This is a genomic window from Pseudomonas sp. MH9.3, assembly GCF_034354675.1.
In the GTDB taxonomy this organism is placed as follows: Bacteria; Pseudomonadota; Gammaproteobacteria; order Pseudomonadales; family Pseudomonadaceae; genus Aquipseudomonas.
Window position 1 is genome coordinate 5,036,809 of sequence record NZ_CP133785.1, and the last position, 17,929, is coordinate 5,054,737.

18 protein-coding genes are annotated in these 17,929 nt (G+C 62.2%); 15 read left to right on the plus strand and 3 right to left on the minus strand.

The genetic code is table 11. The features are described 5' to 3' along the window. Nucleotides 1-48: 48 nt before the first annotated feature. From RHM60_RS22400 to RHM60_RS22470, 15 genes are all read left to right on the plus strand, one after another. Nucleotides 49-1,671, plus strand: a complete 1,623-nt coding sequence (locus RHM60_RS22400) for a methyl-accepting chemotaxis protein (protein WP_209989408.1) — start codon at nt 49-51, stop codon at nt 1,669-1,671. After that, nucleotides 1,671-2,183, plus strand: a complete 513-nt coding sequence (locus tag RHM60_RS22405; protein ID WP_209989410.1) for a chemotaxis protein CheW — start codon at nt 1,671-1,673, stop codon at nt 2,181-2,183. The genes RHM60_RS22400 and RHM60_RS22405 overlap by 1 nt, the downstream gene beginning before the upstream one ends. Beyond that, the gene (locus RHM60_RS22410; RefSeq protein ID WP_209989413.1) at nt 2,180-3,445 is read left to right on the plus strand and encodes a CheR family methyltransferase; all 1,266 of its coding nucleotides are present in this window, start codon (nt 2,180-2,182) and stop codon (nt 3,443-3,445) included. The genes RHM60_RS22405 and RHM60_RS22410 overlap by 4 nt, the downstream gene beginning before the upstream one ends. After that, nucleotides 3,442-4,140, plus strand: a complete 699-nt coding sequence (locus tag RHM60_RS22415; protein ID WP_209989415.1) for a chemotaxis protein CheW — start codon at nt 3,442-3,444, stop codon at nt 4,138-4,140. The genes RHM60_RS22410 and RHM60_RS22415 overlap by 4 nt, the downstream gene beginning before the upstream one ends. Beyond that, nucleotides 4,137-6,428 carry a hybrid sensor histidine kinase/response regulator gene (locus RHM60_RS22420; RefSeq protein WP_322212821.1) on the plus strand — a complete coding sequence of 764 codons (2,292 nt, stop codon included), beginning with the start codon at nt 4,137-4,139 and terminating at the stop codon, nt 6,426-6,428. The genes RHM60_RS22415 and RHM60_RS22420 overlap by 4 nt, the downstream gene beginning before the upstream one ends. After that, nucleotides 6,425-7,435, plus strand: a complete 1,011-nt coding sequence (locus tag RHM60_RS22425) for a chemotaxis response regulator protein-glutamate methylesterase (protein ID WP_322212823.1) — start codon at nt 6,425-6,427, stop codon at nt 7,433-7,435. The genes RHM60_RS22420 and RHM60_RS22425 overlap by 4 nt, the downstream gene beginning before the upstream one ends. A 51-nt stretch (nt 7,436-7,486) precedes the next feature. Further along, complete coding sequence (locus RHM60_RS22430) at nt 7,487-8,488, plus strand: diguanylate cyclase (RefSeq protein WP_057007744.1); 1,002 nt, start codon at nt 7,487-7,489, stop codon at nt 8,486-8,488. A gap of 208 nt (nt 8,489-8,696) precedes the next feature. Further along, nucleotides 8,697-9,792, plus strand: a protein-coding gene (prfB, locus tag RHM60_RS22435; protein WP_139136795.1) for a peptide chain release factor 2 whose coding sequence is annotated in 2 segments (ribosomal slippage) — nt 8,697-8,768 and nt 8,770-9,792 — 1,095 coding nt in all. Because the reading frame shifts where the segments join, the coding sequence is not laid out codon by codon here. 98 nt (nt 9,793-9,890) lie between these two features. Next, nucleotides 9,891-11,393 (plus strand): lysine--tRNA ligase, encoded by a 1,503-nt coding sequence (lysS, locus tag RHM60_RS22440; RefSeq protein WP_209989424.1) that lies wholly within the window; start codon nt 9,891-9,893, stop codon nt 11,391-11,393. 107 nt (nt 11,394-11,500) lie between these two features. Further along, a complete protein-coding gene (locus RHM60_RS22445) occupies nt 11,501-12,217 on the plus strand; it encodes a TetR/AcrR family transcriptional regulator (RefSeq protein WP_209989427.1) in 717 nt (238 codons plus the stop codon). Between the two features lie 128 nt (nt 12,218-12,345). Further along, complete coding sequence (locus tag RHM60_RS22450; RefSeq protein ID WP_322212825.1) at nt 12,346-12,894, plus strand: hypothetical protein; 549 nt, start codon at nt 12,346-12,348, stop codon at nt 12,892-12,894. Nucleotides 12,895-12,915: 21 nt separating this feature from the next. Further along, the gene (locus RHM60_RS22455) at nt 12,916-14,193 is read left to right on the plus strand and encodes a flavohemoglobin expression-modulating QEGLA motif protein (RefSeq protein ID WP_209989431.1); all 1,278 of its coding nucleotides are present in this window, start codon (nt 12,916-12,918) and stop codon (nt 14,191-14,193) included. Nucleotides 14,194-14,244: 51 nt separating this feature from the next. Then, the gene (locus RHM60_RS22460) at nt 14,245-15,150 is read left to right on the plus strand and encodes an alpha/beta hydrolase (protein WP_322212826.1); all 906 of its coding nucleotides are present in this window, start codon (nt 14,245-14,247) and stop codon (nt 15,148-15,150) included. Then, a complete protein-coding gene (locus RHM60_RS22465) occupies nt 15,147-15,473 on the plus strand; it encodes a hypothetical protein (protein ID WP_209989437.1) in 327 nt (108 codons plus the stop codon). The genes RHM60_RS22460 and RHM60_RS22465 overlap by 4 nt, the downstream gene beginning before the upstream one ends. Nucleotides 15,474-15,598: 125 nt before the next feature. Beyond that, a complete protein-coding gene (locus RHM60_RS22470; protein WP_209989440.1) occupies nt 15,599-15,907 on the plus strand; it encodes a hypothetical protein in 309 nt (102 codons plus the stop codon). Between the two features lie 48 nt (nt 15,908-15,955). Here the strand turns inward: RHM60_RS22470 and RHM60_RS22475 are convergent, their stop codons facing one another. The 3 genes from RHM60_RS22475 to RHM60_RS22485 all read right to left on the minus strand — a co-directional run bounded on the left by RHM60_RS22475 (nt 15,956) and on the right by RHM60_RS22485 (nt 17,842). Next, a complete protein-coding gene (locus RHM60_RS22475; protein ID WP_209989443.1) occupies nt 15,956-16,741 on the minus strand; it encodes an OmpA family protein in 786 nt (261 codons plus the stop codon). 58 nt (nt 16,742-16,799) lie between these two features. After that, nucleotides 16,800-17,225: a DUF4398 domain-containing protein gene (locus RHM60_RS22480; protein WP_209989446.1), complete on the minus strand. Its 426-nt coding sequence runs from the start codon at nt 17,223-17,225 to the stop codon at nt 16,800-16,802. A gap of 269 nt (nt 17,226-17,494) precedes the next feature. Then, nucleotides 17,495-17,842, minus strand: coding sequence for a pilin assembly protein (locus tag RHM60_RS22485; RefSeq protein WP_209989449.1), 348 nt, complete (start codon nt 17,840-17,842; stop codon nt 17,495-17,497). Nucleotides 17,843-17,929 lie beyond the last annotated feature (87 nt).

Consider the following 17,929-nt stretch of genomic DNA (forward strand, 5'->3'; position numbering starts at 1 on the left):
CGCTCAGCTATACTCCCCTCCATTTGAATGGCCCTTCGAGGAATTACTGTGAAGAACTGGACGTTGCGCCAACGGATTTTGGCGAGCTTTGCGGTCATTATTGCGATCATGTTGCTGATGGTCGTGGTGTCCTACTCACGGTTGCTGAAGATCGAAGTCAGTCAGGAAGCCGTCAGGGATGATGCGGTGCCAGGGGTCTACTTAAGCTCCATGATCCGCAGCGCGTGGGTCGACAGCTATTTACAGACCATCGACATCATCGGCCTGCGCGAGGAAAAGACCCTCACCAATTCCGACAAGAATGACTACAAGTCCTTCGAAGCGCGAATTGAGCAGCAGATGGCCAACTATGAAAAAACCGTGCATGACCAGGCCGATCGCATGGAGTTCGACAACTTCAAGGCCGCGCACATCAATTACAACAAGGTTCTGGCCCAGGTGCTGGAACGCGTTGAAGCCAACGACCTGCCCGGTGCCAGCGTATTGCTCGAAGAGCAATTGACGCCGATCTGGACCGAAGGGCGCATGAAGCTCAACGACATCATCACTGAAAACAAGAACGTGTCCGACCGCGCCACGGCGGCCATTGATGAGGCCGTGCTGTCGGCCAAGATCAGCATGGTGGTGTCGCTGATCATCGCCGTCCTCGCTGCCGGCCTGTGTGGCCTGTTGCTGATGCGCGCGATCATGGCGCCGATGAAACGCATCGTCGACATCCTCGAAACCATGCGCACGGGCGACCTCAGCAAACGCCTGAACCTGGAGCGCAAGGACGAATTCAACGCCGTGGAAACCGGCTTCAACGACATGATGACTGAACTGACCGCCCTGGTGTCCCAGGCCCAGCGCTCCTCGGTGCAGGTCACCACCTCGGTCACCGAGATTGCCGCCACCTCCAAGCAGCAGCAGGCCACCGCCACCGAAACCGCCGCCACGACCACCGAGATCGGCGCGACGTCGCGGGAAATCGCCGCCACGTCCAAGGACCTGGTGCGCACCATGACCGAAGTCTCCACCGCCGCCGATCAGGCTTCGGTGGCGGCCGGGTCCGGCCAGCAGGGCCTGGCGCGCATGGAAGAAACCATGCACTCGGTGATGGGCGCCGCCGACCTGGTGAACGCCAAGCTGGCGATCCTCAACGAAAAGGCCGGCAACATCAACCAGGTGGTGGTGACCATCGTCAAGGTCGCCGACCAGACCAACCTGCTCTCGCTCAATGCCGCCATCGAGGCCGAGAAGGCCGGCGAATACGGGCGCGGCTTTGCCGTAGTGGCCACCGAAGTGCGACGGTTGGCCGACCAGACTGCCGTGGCCACCTACGACATCGAGCAGATGGTGCGCGAGATCCAGTCGGCGGTGTCGGCCGGGGTGATGGGTATGGACAAGTTCTCCGAGGAAGTGCGCCGCGGCATGTTCGAAGTGCAGCAGGTGGGCGAGCAGCTTTCGCAGATCATCCATCAGGTGCAGGCGCTGGCGCCACGGGTGTTGATGGTCAACGAAGGCATGCAGGCCCAGGCCACCGGCGCCGAACAGATCAACCACGCGCTGGTGCAGCTCGGTGATGCCAGCAGCCAGACCGTGGAGTCCCTGCGTCAGGCCAGCTTTGCCATTGATGAACTGAGCCAGGTTGCGGTGGGTCTGCGCAGCGGCGTGTCGCGTTTCAAAGTCTGATGAGCGACCTCGCGGCTAAACGCGGCGCCGTTACGGCAGCGAAAAAGGCGTTGTTCCTGCTGTTCCACATCGGCAGTGAACGCTTTGCCCTCAAGGCCACCGAAGTGGCCGAAGTGCTGCCGCGCCTGCCACTCAAGCCCATCGCCCACGCGCCCGCCTGGGTGTCGGGGATTTTTGCTCATCGCGGCGCGCTGGTGCCGGTCATCGACCTGAGTGCGCTGACCTTTGGCACCGCCGCTCAGGCCCGCACGAGCACGCGGCTGGTGCTGGTCAACTACCAGCCGCAATCCTGGGCCGAACCGCGCCGGCTGGGGCTGATTCTCGAACAGGCCACCGACACCCTGCGCTGCGACCCCGCCGAATTCCAGCCTTATGGCCTGGACAATCGCCAGGCGCCGTACCTTGGGCCAGTGCGCGAAGATGCGGCGGGCTTGACGCAATGGATCGGCGTCAATGACCTGCTCACCGAAGACGTGCGTGCCTTGCTGTTCTCTGCCGAGTTGAGCCTATGAGCAACGACCCGCGCTTTTTTGCCTATTTGAAAGAACGCATCGGCCTGGACGTCGCTTCGGTGGGCGAAGCCATTATCGAGCGTGCCGTGCGCCAGCGCAGCCAGGCGGTGCAGGCGCAGACAGCGGATGATTACTGGCAGCACCTGCAACGCTCCCACGACGAACAGCAGGCGCTGATCGAAGCGGTGATCGTTCCCGAGACCTGGTTCTTTCGCTACCCCGAATCCTTCGCAACCCTCGCGCGGCTGGCCAAGGCGCGTCTGGACGAGCTCAAGCAACTGCGCGCCTTGCGCATTCTGAGCCTGCCATGCTCCACGGGCGAGGAGCCCTATTCGATCGCCATGGCCCTGCTCGATGCCGGCCTTGCGCCGCACCAGTTCAAGGTGCAGGGCATGGACGTCAGCCCGCTGTCGGTGGAGCGCGCCCGGCGCGGCGTGTACGGCAAGAATTCGTTTCGCGGCGGCGACATCGACTTTCGCGACCGCCACTTCAGCGAACAGGCCGAGGGTTATCACATCGCCGACCGCGTGCGCGAACAGGTGCGCCTGCAGGTCGGCAACCTGCTTGACCCGGCGCTGCTCGCCAATGAATCGGCCTACGATTTCGTGTTCTGCCGCAACCTGCTGATCTACTTTGACCAGCCGACGCAACAGCAGGTGTTCGATGTGCTCAAGGGCTTGACCCACCTGGACGGCGTGCTGTTCATCGGCCCGGCCGAGGGCAGCCTGCTGGGGCGCCACGGCATGCGTTCGATTGGCGTGCCGCAGTCGTTTGCCTTCAGCCGCCACGCGGAACCGGTCAAGCCGGCGCCGGTGTTTGTACCCATGCCCAATCCCGTGCTTGCGCGCAGCGCGGCACCGATGCCGCTGCCGGTCAAGCCGCGACCGTTCAGCACGGCCAGCGCCCAGGTGGTGCCGATCAAGGCGCCGCCCTCCGACACGGCCGACTTGCTCAGCCAGATCGCCACCCTGGCCAACGCCGGCAAGAGCGCCGAAGCCCGCGCCGCCTGCGAACGCTATTTGAGCAACCACCCGCCGGCCGCCCAGGTATTTTACTGGCTGGGGCTGCTCAGCGATGTGGCCGGCAGCGCCCTGGAAGCCCAGGGTTATTACCGAAAAGCCTTGTACCTGGAACCCCAGCACCCGCAGGCCCTGATGCACCTGGCCGCGCTGCTCGAGTCCCAGGGCGACAGTGCGGGCGCGCGTCGCCTGCAGGCACGTGCCGCGCGCAGCGAGCGAGCTGACAGTGAGTCCAAACGATGAGTAGCACCAAGGCGCTCGACACCGCCGGCCTGGACCTGACCCTGGCCGACACCCAGGCCATCGACGATTGCTGGAACCGCATCGGCATTCATGGCGACAAGTCCTGCCCGCTGCTGGCGGAGCATATTCACTGTCGCAACTGCTCGGTGTATTCGGCCGCCGCCACGCGGTTGCTGGACCGTTACGCCCTGCAACAGGACGACCGCCGCCCGGCGGCGGCCGAGGTCGATGAGGACATCGTCACCCGTTCGCTGCTGATGTTCCGGCTCGGCGAGGAGTGGCTGGGCATCGCCACCCGCTGTCTGGTGGAGGTGGCGCCGCTGCAGCCGATCCATTCCCTGCCGCACCAGCGTTCCCGTGCGTTGCTCGGCGTGGCCAATGTGCGTGGGGCGCTGGTGGCGTGTCTGTCGTTGGTCGAACTGCTTGGACTGGATGCCACCAGCACCGGGGCGACAGGCGGGCGGATCATGCCGCGCATGCTGATCATCGCCGCGCAGGATGGCCCGGTGGTGGTGCCGGTGGACGAAGTCGACGGCATTCACGCGGTCGATGAGCGCACCCTGAAAGCGGCATCGGCCTCCGGCACCCAGGCCAGTGGGCGCTTCACCCAGGGTGTTCTGCAGTGGAAGGGCCGCAGCCTGCGCTGGCTGGACGAGGCACAATTGTTGTCCGCCGTGACCCGGAGCCTCACATGACCCCCGACCAGATGCGCGACGCCTCGCTGCTGGAACTGTTCAGCCTGGAAGCCGATGCGCAAACCCAGGTGCTAAGCGCCGGCTTGCTGGCCCTGGAACGCAATCCCACCCAGGCCGACCAGCTCGAAGCCTGCATGCGCGCCGCGCACTCGCTCAAGGGCGCGGCGCGCATCGTCGGGGTGGACGCCGGGGTCAGTGTGGCCCACGTAATGGAAGACTGCCTGGTCAGTGCCCAGGAAGCACGCCTGTACCTGCAACCTGAGCACATCGACGCGCTGCTGCAGGGCACCGACCTGCTGATGCGCATCGCCACGCCGGGCAACGACGTCTCGCCTGCCGATATCGCAGCCTATGTGGCGCTGATGGAGCGCTTGCTGGATCCGTCGCAGCCCACGGCAAAGATCGCAGCGCCAGCCGAGCCAGCGCCGGCTCCGACGCCTGTCATGGAAACCTTGCCGCTCGAGCCCGAGCCTGAGCCCGAACCTGCGCCGCCTGCTGCCAGCGAGCCCGCGCGTCCGGGCAAGCGCATGACCGAAGGCGGCGAACGCGTGCTGCGCGTCACCGCCGAGCGCTTGAACAGCCTGCTGGACCTGTCCAGCAAATCCCTGGTGGAAACCCAGCGGCTCAAGCCGTATCTGGCCAGCCTGCAACGCCTCAAGCGCATTCAAAGCCAGGGCGTGCGCGCGCTGGACTCCCTGGACGGCCAGCTCAAGACCCTGAATCTGAACCTCGAAGCTCAGGAAGCCCTGGCCGATACCCGTCGCCTGCTGAGCGAAGCCCAGGCCCTGCTGGCGGAAAAAGCCGCCGAGCTGGACGAGTTCGGTTGGCAGGCCGGGCAGCGTGCGCAGGTGCTTTACGACACCGCGCTGGCCTGTCGCATGCGCCCATTTGCCGATGTGTTAGCGGGGCAGGCACGCATGGTCCGCGACCTTGGCCGTACCCTGGGCAAGCGGGTGCGCCTGGAGATCGAGGGCGAAAAGACCCAGGTCGACCGCGACGTGCTGGAAAAACTCGAAGCGCCGCTCACCCATTTATTGCGCAATGCCGTCGACCATGGCATTGAAATGCCCGAGCAGCGCGTGCTCGCCGGCAAGCCTGCCGAAGGCCTGATCCGTCTGCGCGCATCCCATCAGGCCGGCTTGCTGGTGCTGGAACTGAGCGACGACGGCAATGGCGTCGACCTGGAGCGCCTGCGCGGCAGCATCGTCGATCGGCACCTGTCGCCGCTGGAAACCGCCCTGCGTCTGAGCGAGGAGGAGCTGCTGACGTTCCTCTTCCTGCCGGGCTTCAGCCTGCGCGACAAGGTCACCGAAGTGTCCGGGCGCGGAGTTGGCCTGGATGCGGTGCAGCATATGGTGCGGCAACTGCGCGGCGCGGTGGTGCTGGAGCAAACGGCGGGGCAGGGCAGCCGCTTCCACCTGGAAGTGCCGTTGACCCTGTCGGTGGTGCGCAGCCTGGTGGTCGAAGTCGGCGAAGAGGCCTACGCCTTCCCGCTAGCCCATATCGAACGCATGTGCGACCTGGCCCCCGACGACATTGTGCAGTTGGAAGGCCGCCAGCATTTCTGGCATGAGGGCCGGCATGTCGGCCTGGTCGCCGCCAGCCAGTTGTTGCAGCGCCCGCCAGGGCAGAACAATGACGAAACGCTTAAAGTCGTGGTGATCCGCGAGCGCGACGCGGTGTACGGGATTGCCGTGGAGCGCTTTATCGGTGAGCGCACGCTGGTGGTGCTGCCGCTGGATGACCGCCTTGGCAAGGTTCAGGATATTTCCGCCGGCGCTTTGCTCGACGATGGCTCGGTGGTGCTGATTGTCGATGTGGAGGACATGCTGCGCTCGGTGGACAAACTGCTCAACACCGGCCGCCTGGAACGCATCGCCCGCCGCAGCCAGCAGGCCACCGAAGCGCCGCGCAAGCGCGTGCTGGTGGTGGACGACTCGCTCACCGTGCGTGAGCTGCAACGCAAACTGCTGCTCAATCGCGGCTATGAAGTGGCCGTGGCGGTCGACGGCATGGACGGGTGGAACGCCTTGCGCTCCGAAGACTTCGACCTGCTGATCACAGACATTGATATGCCTCGTATGGACGGTATCGAATTGGTCACACTCCTGCGCCGAGACACGCGCCTGCAATCGTTGCCGGTGATGGTGGTGTCCTACAAGGACCGCGAAGAAGACCGGCGGCGAGGACTCGACGCCGGCGCCGACTATTATCTGGCCAAGGCCAGCTTCCATGATGACGCCCTGCTTGACGCCGTGGTCGAACTGATCGGAGGCGCGCGGGCATGAAGATTGCCATCGTCAACGACATGCCGCTCGCCGTCGAAGCCCTGCGCCGCGCCCTGAGTTTCGAGCCTTCGCACCAGGTGGTGTGGGTGGCCGGCAATGGCCTGCAGGCGGTGCAACGCTGCGCCGAACTGACCCCGGACCTGATCCTGATGGACCTGATCATGCCGGTGATGGACGGTGTGGAAGCCACCCGGCAGATCATGGCCGATAACCCGTGCGCGATTCTGCTGGTGACCGTCGACCGCCAGGCCAACATGAGCCGGGTGTTCGAAGCCATGGGCCATGGCGCCCTGGACGTGGTGGACACCCCCGCGCTGGGCGTGGGCAACCCCAGGGATGCGGCCGCGCCGTTGCTGCGCAAGATCCTCAATATCGGCTGGCTGATCGGCCAGCGTGGCAGCCGCGTGCGCGCCGAAACCGCGCCCCAGCGCACCATGGGCAAGCCCCACAGCCTGGTGGCGATCGGCTCCTCGGCTGGCGGCCCGGCTGCCCTGGAAAGCCTGCTCAAAGGGTTGCCGCGGGACTTTCCCGCCGCCATCGTGCTGGTGCAGCATGTCGATCAGGTATTCGCCGCGGGCATGGCCGAGTGGCTGAGCAGCTCCTCCGGCCTGCCGGTGCGCCTGGCCCGTGAAGGCGAGCCGCCACAAAGCGGCGTGGTGCTGCTGGCCGGCACCAACCACCATATTCGTCTGTTGAAGAACGGCACGCTGGCCTATACCGCAGAGCCGGTGAACGAGATTTACCGGCCGTCCATCGATGTATTTTTTGAAAGCGTGGCCAGCCACTGGAATGGCGATGCCGTCGGCGTGTTGCTGACCGGTATGGGGCGCGACGGGGCACAGGGACTTAAATCAATGCGTGAACAAGGCTATTTGACCATCGCCCAGGACCAGCAGAGTTCGGCGGTGTATGGCATGCCCAAAGCGGCGGCGGCGATTGAAGCCGCTGTTGAAATTCGCCCACTGGACAGGATTGCGCCCCGGTTGCTGGAGGTTTTTGCAAAATGATCAATGCCCCAGTCAACGCCGGCCTGCAGGTGGTAATTCAGGTGACTGCACATGAATGACTTACAGATCGATGACATCAAGACCGACGAAAATGCCGCCATGGTGTTGCTGGTCGACGACCAGGCCATGATCGGCGAAGCCGTGCGTCGCGGCCTGGCCCATGAGGAGAACATCGACTTCCACTTCTGCGCCGACCCGCACCAGGCGATTGCCCAGGCGATCCGCATCAAACCCACGGTGATCCTGCAGGACCTGGTGATGCCGGGCCTGGACGGTTTGACTCTGGTGCGCGAATACCGCAACCACCCGGCCACCGCGAACATCCCGATCATCGTGCTTTCCACCAAGGAAGATCCGCTGATCAAGAGCGCCGCGTTTGCTGCCGGTGCCAACGATTACCTGGTCAAGCTGCCGGATAACATCGAGCTGGTGGCGCGCATTCGCTATCACTCACGCTCCTACATGACCCTGTTGCAGCGCGATGCCGCCTATCGCGCGCTGCGCGTCAGCCAGCAACAGCTGCTGGACACCAATCTGGTGCTGCAACGCCTGATGAACTCCGACGGCCTCACCGGGTTGTCCAATCGCCGGCACTTCGACGAATACCTGGAACTGGAATGGCGCCGCGCCATGCGCGACCAGACCCAGCTCTCGCTGCTGATGATCGACGTGGACTTCTTCAAGACCTACAACGACAGCTTCGGCCATGTCGAGGGCGACGAGGCCCTGCGCAAGGTCGCCGCCGCCATCCGCGACGCCAGCAGCCGCCCCTCGGACCTGCCGGCGCGTTACGGCGGTGAAGAGTTCGCCCTGGTGCTGCCCAACACCTCGCCGGGCGGCGCACGGCTGGTGGCCGAAAAGCTGCGCATGGCCGTCGCCGCGCTGAAAATCCCGCACATCGCGCCCACTGAAGGTTCGAGCCTGACCATCAGCATCGGCCTGTCGACCCTCACGCCGGTGCAGGGCACCGATTGCCGGCAGTTGATCATGGCGGCGGACAAAGGGTTGTACATGGCCAAGCATAATGGGCGTAATCAGGTGGGGATCGAATGATCTGAGTGCGCCGCAAATCAACGTGTGAGAGGGGACTTGTTCCCGATAGCGGTGTATCAGCCACGCGGTGGGCGACTGACACGCTGCCATCGGGAGCAAGCCTCCTCCCACTTTTGGCCCGGCCTTTTCGCCAAGCGGGCTGCCGTTTGCGCCTGTTTGCCGTTATACTCGCCGGCTTTCAAAAGTTCGCCAACGAGTGCTGCCCGCCATGGAAATCAACCCGATCCTGAACACCATCAAGGACCTGTCCGAGCGCTCCGAAACTATTCGGGGGTATCTTTGACTACGATCAAAAGCATGAGCGTCTGACCGAAGTCAACCGCGAGCTTGAAGATCCTGCTGTCTGGAACAAACCTGAATACGCCCAGGAACTGGGCCGCGAGCGCTCGGCGCTGGCGCAGATCGTCGACACCCTCGACGAGCTGAACACCGGCCTGGGCGATTGCCGTGACCTGCTGGACATGGCCGTCGAAGAAGACGATGAAGGCGCAGTGGGCGATGTCGTCGCCGAGCTGGCCCGTCTCGAGGAAAACCTCGCCAAGCTTGAATTCCGTCGCATGTTCAGCCATGAAATGGACCCGAACAACGCCTACCTGGACATTCAGGCCGGGTCCGGCGGCACCGAGGCCCAGGACTGGGCCAACATCCTGTTGCGCATGTACCTGCGCTGGGCCGACAAGCGCGGTTTCGACGCGACCATCATGGAGCTGTCCGCCGGGGAAGTCGCCGGTATCAAGGGCGCCACCGTGCACATCAAGGGTGAATACGCCTTTGGCTGGTTGCGTACCGAGATCGGCGTGCACCGCCTGGTGCGCAAGAGCCCGTTCGACTCCGGCAACCGCCGTCATACCTCGTTCTCGGCGGTGTTCGTCTCGCCGGAGATCGATGACAAGGTGGAAATCGAGATCAACCCGGCCGACCTGCGCATCGATACCTACCGCTCCTCCGGTGCCGGTGGTCAGCACGTAAACACCACCGACTCGGCCGTACGGATTACCCACGTACCGACCAACACCGTGGTCAGCTGCCAGAACGAGCGTTCCCAGCACGCCAACAAGGACACCGCCATGAAAATGCTGCGGGCCAGGTTGTACGAGCAGGAAATGCAGAAGCGCAACGCCGCGTCCCAGGCGCTGGAAGACACCAAGTCGGATATCGGCTGGGGTCATCAGATCCGCTCTTATGTACTCGATGCGTCGCGGATCAAGGATCTGCGTACCAACATCGAACGCAGCGACTGCGACAAGGTGCTCGACGGCGACATCGACGAATACCTGGAAGCCAGCCTGAAATCCGGCCTGTAACACCCTATGTGGGAGCGGGGGGGACGCCTGGTCCTTGCCCCGCGATCCCCAGGCCGCAGGCCTGAGGGCAACGAACCTGTGATGGAATTTTTAAAGACATGAGCGACCAACAACTCGACCCGCAAGCCCTGCAACAGGAAGAAAACTCCCTGATCGCCCTGCGCAAGGAAAAGCTTGCTGCCGAGCGCGCCAAGGGCAATGCCTTCCCCAACGACTTCCGCCGCGACAACTACTGCGATGCCTTGCAGAAGCAGTACGTGGACAAGACCAAGGAAGAGCTGGCAGAGGCTGCGATTCCGGTCAAGGTGGCAGGTCGCATCATGCTCAACCGTGGCTCGTTCATGGTGATCCAGGACATGACCGGGCGTATCCAGGTCTACGTCAACCGCAAGACCCTGCCTGAAGAAACCCTGGCCTCGGTGAAAACCTGGGACATGGGCGACATCATTGCCGCCGAAGGCACCCTGGCCCGTTCCGGCAAGGGCGACCTGTACGTCGAAATGACCAGCGTGCGCCTGCTGACCAAATCCCTGCGCCCGCTGCCGGACAAGCACCACGGCCTCACCGACACCGAGCAGCGTTATCGCCAGCGCTACGTTGACCTGATCGTCAACGAAGACGTGCGCCAGACCTTCCGCGTGCGCTCGCAGGTGATCGCCCACATCCGCAGTTTTCTCGCCAAGCGTGACTTCCTCGAAGTGGAAACGCCGATGCTGCAGACCATCCCCGGGGGCGCCGCAGCCAAGCCGTTCGAGACTCACCACAACGCGCTCGACCTGCCAATGTTCCTGCGTATTGCGCCGGAGCTGTACCTCAAGCGCCTGGTGGTGGGGGGCTTTGAAAAGGTCTTCGAGATCAACCGCAACTTCCGTAACGAAGGCGTCTCGACCCGTCACAACCCTGAATTCACCATGTTGGAGTTCTACCAGGCGTACGCCGACTACGAAGACAACATGGACCTCACCGAGGAGTTGTTCCGCGAGCTGGCGCAGCTTGTTCTCGGGACGACCGACGTGCCGTACGGCGACAAGCTGTTCCACTTTGGCGAGCCGTTCGTGCGGCTGTCGGTGTTCGACTCGATCCTCAAGTACAATCCCGAGCTGACCGCTGACGACCTCAACGATATCGACAAGGCCCGCGCCATCGCCAAGAAAGCCGGCGCCAAGGTGCTGGGTTTCGAAGGCCTGGGCAAGCTGCAGGTGATGATTTTCGAAGAGCTGGTGGAGCACAAGCTGGAGCAGCCGCACTTCATTACCCAGTACCCGTTCGAAGTGTCGCCACTGGCGCGTCGCAACGACGACAACCCGAACGTCACCGACCGTTTCGAGCTGTTCATCGGCGGCCGCGAAATCGCCAACGCCTACTCCGAGCTCAACGACGCAGAAGACCAGGCCGAGCGGTTCATGGCCCAGGTGGCCGACAAGGACGCCGGTGACGACGAAGCCATGCACTACGACGCCGACTTCGTGCGTGCCCTGGAATACGGCATGCCGCCCACTGCCGGTGAAGGTATCGGCATCGACCGTCTGGTGATGCTGTTGACCAACTCGCCGTCGATCCGCGATGTGATTCTGTTCCCGCACATGCGGCCGCAAGCCTGACCGAAGTGAAATCCTGAGCCGCCTTTTATAAGGCGGCTTTTTTATGTGGCGTTTATAAGCGTCAAGCAAACAGCGCCAGGTTTTAATCAAATCCAAGGATGTGTGTGGTGAACCGCGTAATGGCTCAAGAAGGCGCCGCCGGCATTGCTGCTGCCGTGGCTGAAAGTGTCCAGTACCAGGGCCGCAAGGCCAGTCGTCGAGGCAGCGAACAGCGCCGGCAGGAGATTCTCGATGCGGCCATGCGCATCGTGGTGCGTGACGGCGTACGTGCCGTGCGCCATCGCGCCGTGGCGGCGGAGGCTGGTGTGCCGTTGTCAGCCACCACCTACTATTTCAAGGACATCGATGACTTGCTCACCGATACCTTCGCCCAATACGTCGAACGCAGCGCCGCGTTCATGGGCAAGCTGTGGGTGCGCAACGAAGGCCTGCTGCGCGAGATGGTCGCTTACGGCGACGGCAGCCCGGCATCGCGTTCGCAGTTGGCCGATGACATTGCGCGGCTGACGGCGGACTATGTGCAGCGCCAGTTGAGCAATCGGCGCGACTACCTGATGGCCGAGCAGGCGTTTCGCCAGGAAGCGCTGCTGAATCCGCGACTGGCCGAACTGGTGCGCTCCCACCAGCAGATTCTGTTGCAGGGCACCGGGCAGTTTTTCCAGGTATTGGGCTCGCGCGAGCCGCAGCAGGATGCCAAAGTGTTGACGGCGATTATCAGTCGGATGGAATATCAGGGCCTGTTGGGCGGTGCAGAGCCGCTGACCAGTGACGAGATGCTTGAGATCCTCAAGCGTTACATGCATTTGGTGTTGGCCTCGGTGTAGCCATGCCTGTGTGCGATCCGCTTTATGTGGGCGCTGGCTTGCCTGTGATGCAGACTCCCGGGTCGTTCAGGCACACCGCGGTGATGCTATCGCAGGCAAGCCAGCTCCCATACTTCATGGAGTACGCAATGAAAGCCTGGCGTGTCGCGGTCACCGTCCTGTCGTTCCTGCTGCTCAGCGGTTGCCTGGTGACCTTCAAAAACCCGCTGCTCACACGCGAAGCGGCGCCCAACGAGTTGCTGGGCAAATGGGTCAGCAGAAACGCCTGGGGCGAGCCGCTGAACATGCAGATTACCCGCGCCGGTGAACAGCGTTACAAAGCCGTGAGCTATCCTTCAGCCAAGCCGGGGCAGCGTGATGAATACCTGTTCAGCGTGTCGCGCCATGGCGGGCGCTGGTACCTGTCGGCGCCGCTGCCGGCCAAGCTGGGCGGGCATTTCATCCTGGCGGGTTTCGAATTCGACGAAAAGCACGAATTAGTGGTCTACAACCTCGACCTTGAGCAGATTCATCAAGCGATGGAACAGAAGACGCTGCAAGGCACTGCCGTGCAAACCGTCGAAGGCGACGGCGTGCTGATCGACAGTCCCATGGAACAGGTCTTCGCCTACCTGGATGACCCGGCCAACGCCGATGTATTCGTGCAAGCCGTACGCTACCGGCGCGCGGGCAAATAACGTTTAAAGAGGAAGCATCGGGTGGACGATTACCAGCAGACGATACGCACCTTGTCCGACCGCATTGTGCTGGCGCAAACACCGATTCGCGTGCTCGATGCCGTGAAGTGGGACGAGAACATTCGCCAGGGATTCCTCAAGGCCAAGGGCAGGGAGATGCCCGCCGTTGATCGCGACTATTACCTGAACCGGCCATTGGCGTTCGATTCCAGCGCGGTCAAGCTTGAGTTCCAGAACATCGAGCGTGACATCACCCGTCGCCTCGGCCAGTTCAGCCCGGTGGGGCAGATCATGCGCCGCATGTGCCGCGAATACCGCATGGTGGTGCGCATGCTGGAAGCGCGCGGCACCGAGGACTTCGGCCTGATCTCCCAGGAACTCTACGGCGCGGCCTCCGACGCCTTCCATGCCGGCGACCCGACCCTGGCCGACCTGGGCCTGATGCTCTCCGACTACCTGAACAATATCGACGGCCGCGGCGACCTCAAGGACGAAGCCAAGACCCTCACCGCCAAGGACGCCGTGGCGCTGCTGCAAACCCGCTTGAATAAAGTGTTTGGCGAGGCCGAAGAGACCATTCGCGTGTTCGAGTCCGATGGCATCGTCGCCGACGCCGCAGCGGGCGCCGACTACATCAAGATCCGCGCCGACGCGATGTTCAACGACCGCGACGTACGTGCCCTGGAAGTGCATGAAGGGCTGGTGCACGTGGGCACTACCCTCAACGGCCAGAACCAGCCGATCTGCACCTTCCTGTCCAAGGGGCCGCCGTCGTCCACCGTGACCCAGGAGGGCCTGGCGATTTTGATGGAGATCATCACGTTCGCCTCCTACCCCAGTCGCCTGCGCAAGCTCACCAACCGCACCCGTGCCATTCATATGGTGGAGGAGGGCGCGGACTTTCTGCAGGTGTTCGAGTTCTTCCGCGAGCAAGGTTTCGAGATTGCCGAAAGCTATGGCAACGCCAGCCGGGTGTTTCGTGGCTCGGTGCCGAACGGGCTGCCGTTCACCAAGGACCTGTCCTACCTCAAGGGCTTCATCATGGTCTACAACTACATCCAGCTTGCCGTGCGCAAAGGCAAGCTGGAGCAGGTGCCGCTGCTGTTCTGCGGCAAGACCACCCTGGAAGACATGCGCACCCTGCGCCAACTGGTCGACGAAGGCCTGGTGGTGCCACCCAAGTACCTGCCCGAGCAGTTTCGCGACATGAACGCGCTCGCGGCGTGGATGTGTTTTTCCAACTTCCTCAACCACCTGAGCCTGGACCGGATCGAAGCGGATTACTCCAATATCCTGTGACCGCACCCTGGAGCAAACGGTAATTTCAGCCAAATCAAGAGGTTTCAACGGATGAGAATCCTCGGCATCCTGTGCCTGCTGCTCACATTGAGCGGCTGTAGTTCCCTGCTGTTCTACCCCGAACCCGGTCTGCCGTTCACGCCGGAGAAAGCCCATCTGCAGTACCGTGATGTCACCCTTACCACCGCCGACGGCGTGAAACTGCATGTCTGGTGGCTGCCGGCCAAGCCGGGGGTGCCGCTCAAAGGCACGGTGCTGCACCTGCATGGCAATGGCGGCAACCTGGCCTGGCACCTGGGCGGCAGTTGGTGGCTGCCGGAGCAAGGCTATCAGGTGCTGCTGCTGGACTATCGCGGCTACGGGCTGTCGCAGGGCAAGCCCTCGTTGCCGGCGGTCTATCAGGATGTGGATGCCGCTTTCAACTGGCTCGACCGGGCCCCCGAAGCCCAGGGGCAGCCGCTGATCGTCCTCGGTCAGAGCCTTGGCGGTGCGCTCGCGGTGCACTACCTGGCAGAGCATCCACAGCGCCAGTCCCAACTCAAGGCGCTGGTGCTGGATGGCGTGCCTGCCAGTTATCGTGACGTAGGGCAATTCGCCCTGAGCACGTCCTGGTTGACCTGGCCGTTGCAGGTGCCACTGTCGTGGCTGGTGCCGGATGCCGACAGTGCGATTACGGCCATGCCCCGTCTTACCGGCGTGCCCAAACTGTTGTTTCACAGCCTGGACGACCCGATTGTGCCGGTCGCCAACGGCATCCGCCTGTATCAAGCCGCGCCGCCGCCGAGGGTGTTGCAACTGACCCGTGGCGGCCACGTGCAGACCTTTGCCGACAAGACTTGGCAAACCGTAATGCTGCGTTATCTGGATGACCCGCAGCACTTCAATGGCCTGCGCCGCCTGGGGGAAATTCCGAACTACCCCGCTCCCCAAGTCGATTCGTCAGAGACTCCGCAATGAGCGAAGAGCGCAACCTGATCCCGCTGATCCTCACCGGCATCGGCACCCTCATCGGTACGGTCGGCTGCCTGTGGTATTACGGCTACCTGCATTTCGCCAAACCCGAAGACGCGTTGCTGCTCAGCGACTTTACCCTGCTCAAAACCGTACCGGGCGAGGACTATAAGGTGTCACTGACCCCGGCTGCCCAAGTGGCGCAGTGTGTTGAAGGTGTGCTGGTGATGTTTGATACCGAACACAAAGGTTTGAGTGGCGTGCTGGTTAACGACAAAAAGCAGGCTGTTCGCTGCATGGGCCAGGAAACACCCACAGTGCGCGAGTAGCGTGCCCCTCACCTAAATCGCCCGATTCCAGAAATATCTGGAACGGTATTGCGTAAGACGCCACTGAGTGACATGTCAGTGTTGCTGGCAGACAACTTACGTATATCGATTCCGGGAGTGTAAACATGATTGGTGGAATGGGCGGAATTGGCGCAATCGCCAAGATGATGGAAATGGCCCAGGGCGCAGAAAAGCTGGGCCAGGGCGGCCAGCAAGGTGCCCAAGGCGCGCAGGACGGCCAGGCAAAACAGGATCCGATGAAAATGCTCATGGAGATTCTGTCCAAGGCCATGGGTGGCGCGCAGGGCGGTGGCGCTGGGGGCGGTGAAGGCGGCCAGATGGACCAGGAGGCGCTTGATAAAATGATGGCCGGTCGCCAAGGCATGGAGGCGATGATGCCGGAGAGTGACAGCGGTCGTAAGGTCGAAGTCTGATCGAAAAAAACCCACCGAAAGGTGGGTTTTTTTTGCAGCGTCAATCGATCAGTTAGCCATGGAAGAACGTGGCTTGACCGGCTGGTTGTCGTTGGAGATGGTCACTTCAACGCGACGGTTCATGGCGCGGCCCGAGGCGCTGCCGTTATCGGCAACCGGGTATTCCTTGCCATAACCCTGGGTCACGATGCGCGAGATGTCCACGCCTTGCTGGGCCAGTGCACGCTGTACGGAAGCCGCGCGGCGCTCGGACAGGCTCTGGTTGTACGAATCGGAACCGGTGCTGTCGGTGTAGCCTTCGACGATTACTTTGCGGTCCGGATTATCGCGCAGGAACTGCGCCAGCTTGGTGATGTTGACCAGGCCAGTGGATTTCAGATCGGACTTGTTGGTGGCGAACAGCACGTCACCGAAGGTCACCAGGGTGCCACGGTCGGTTTGCTTGGCGTTCAGGCTGTTCTGCAGCTGCTTGATCTGCGCATCACGCGCGTCCAGCAGAGCACGGGCACGGTCGTCGCCAGCGTTTTTCAGCTTGGCTTCGGACTCACGCAGGGAAATGGTGTCTTTGGCCACTTCAACGCGCTGGTTAGTCAGGTACGCCAGTTGGTCGACTTTCTTCTCGTCTTCCTTGTCGCGGTAGGCCTTGTCAGCCTTGTCCAGCCATTCACTGGCGTCTTTGGTTTCAAGCGCGGCCAGCTTGGTCGCTTGCGGGTTGGTTTGCAGGGCCGTGAAGTTGGTCCGTGCGTTTTCCAGGTTCGCGTTCGGCGGGGTGGAGCAAGCCGCCAGAGCAACGCTCATCGCCAGCAGGGCAGGGATCATCATTTGTTTACGCATAATCGTGTCGTCCTTTCAATTCGATATCAGGTGCGATGCAGTCATCAGTAGCAATGGCTTACTTCTGCTGGATAACGGCCGGGCGCATGCCTTCGCGGCGCAGATCGTCAACCGCCTTCTGGGAATCTTTCACAGCCTGGTCGGCTTTGGCGGCCTGAGCCTTACGCTCGGCAACGCGGGCATCCCACTCGGCTTGCTCAGCCAACTGACGCGCCTTGTCGTAGTTCTTGTCGTGCATGGCGATTTCAGCTTCTTTGAGCTTGTCCTGGGCCGCTTTCATTTCAACGGCCGCGAACTCGGTGCCGCCAGCGCTGACAGCGCTGTTCACCGCGGACTGGGTCACCGCGTACTGCTCGGTCGGAGGGTTGCCGGCGCAGCCCGCCAGAACGAAGCTGGTGCCGATTGCCAGCGCGGCCAACTTCAGCCCGCGCAGATGGTTAAACGAGGATTTGGCAGTGCTGGTCTTCATCGTCTTCAACTCCATTGGATAACTCCTGAAAAATATCAAAATCCGGTTCACTGGTTCAGCGGTAGGGGCCGACGGTGAAAAATCGACGTGCCCTTTAAAACGACCGTTCCAAGTGATGGCTTACTGGTTGTGACCGGAGGCTTTTTTCAAAAGTTCAGCGGAGATGGCGATTTGCCTAAAAAAATATCTGACTGAATGGTCAGCGTTTGAAATTTGGAACTTTGACGACGCGCAGTGGTACGCCGAGCCTGCTTGAGGCCCGGAATACAGGGGGGTATTCGAGTTCAGGAGTGCTTCGATTGATCGTCGTCGGCGGATAAATCATGCAGAAAGCGACGCGACAATTCGAGAAAGCGTGGCGTGGGGCCGACGTCTTCGTATAACGGATCGCCTTCCTCGTCAGTGGCCACCACGTGTTGGCCCTTGACGTAGGGAAAGCTCGCTTCCAGCTCTTCAAGGGCTGCGCCAATCAGTTCGCCGAGCAATTCTTCGGTTTGGCGCTTGGGGTACATTTCAGCGATGGCCGAGAGCCTTGCCGCAGCCTCCACGTCCAGGTGAATAGCGTACTCGGTCTTGGTCAATCGACCCGTGGCGGTTTCTTCCCAATGCTGGGCCAGATCTCGAATTTTCATGGCAACCTCAATAAAGCCTGTGTCTGCAGGCGGTGATGGGCGTCCAGCCGGCGGCGTGAATAAACCCGTCGACTCATGACTTGAGAC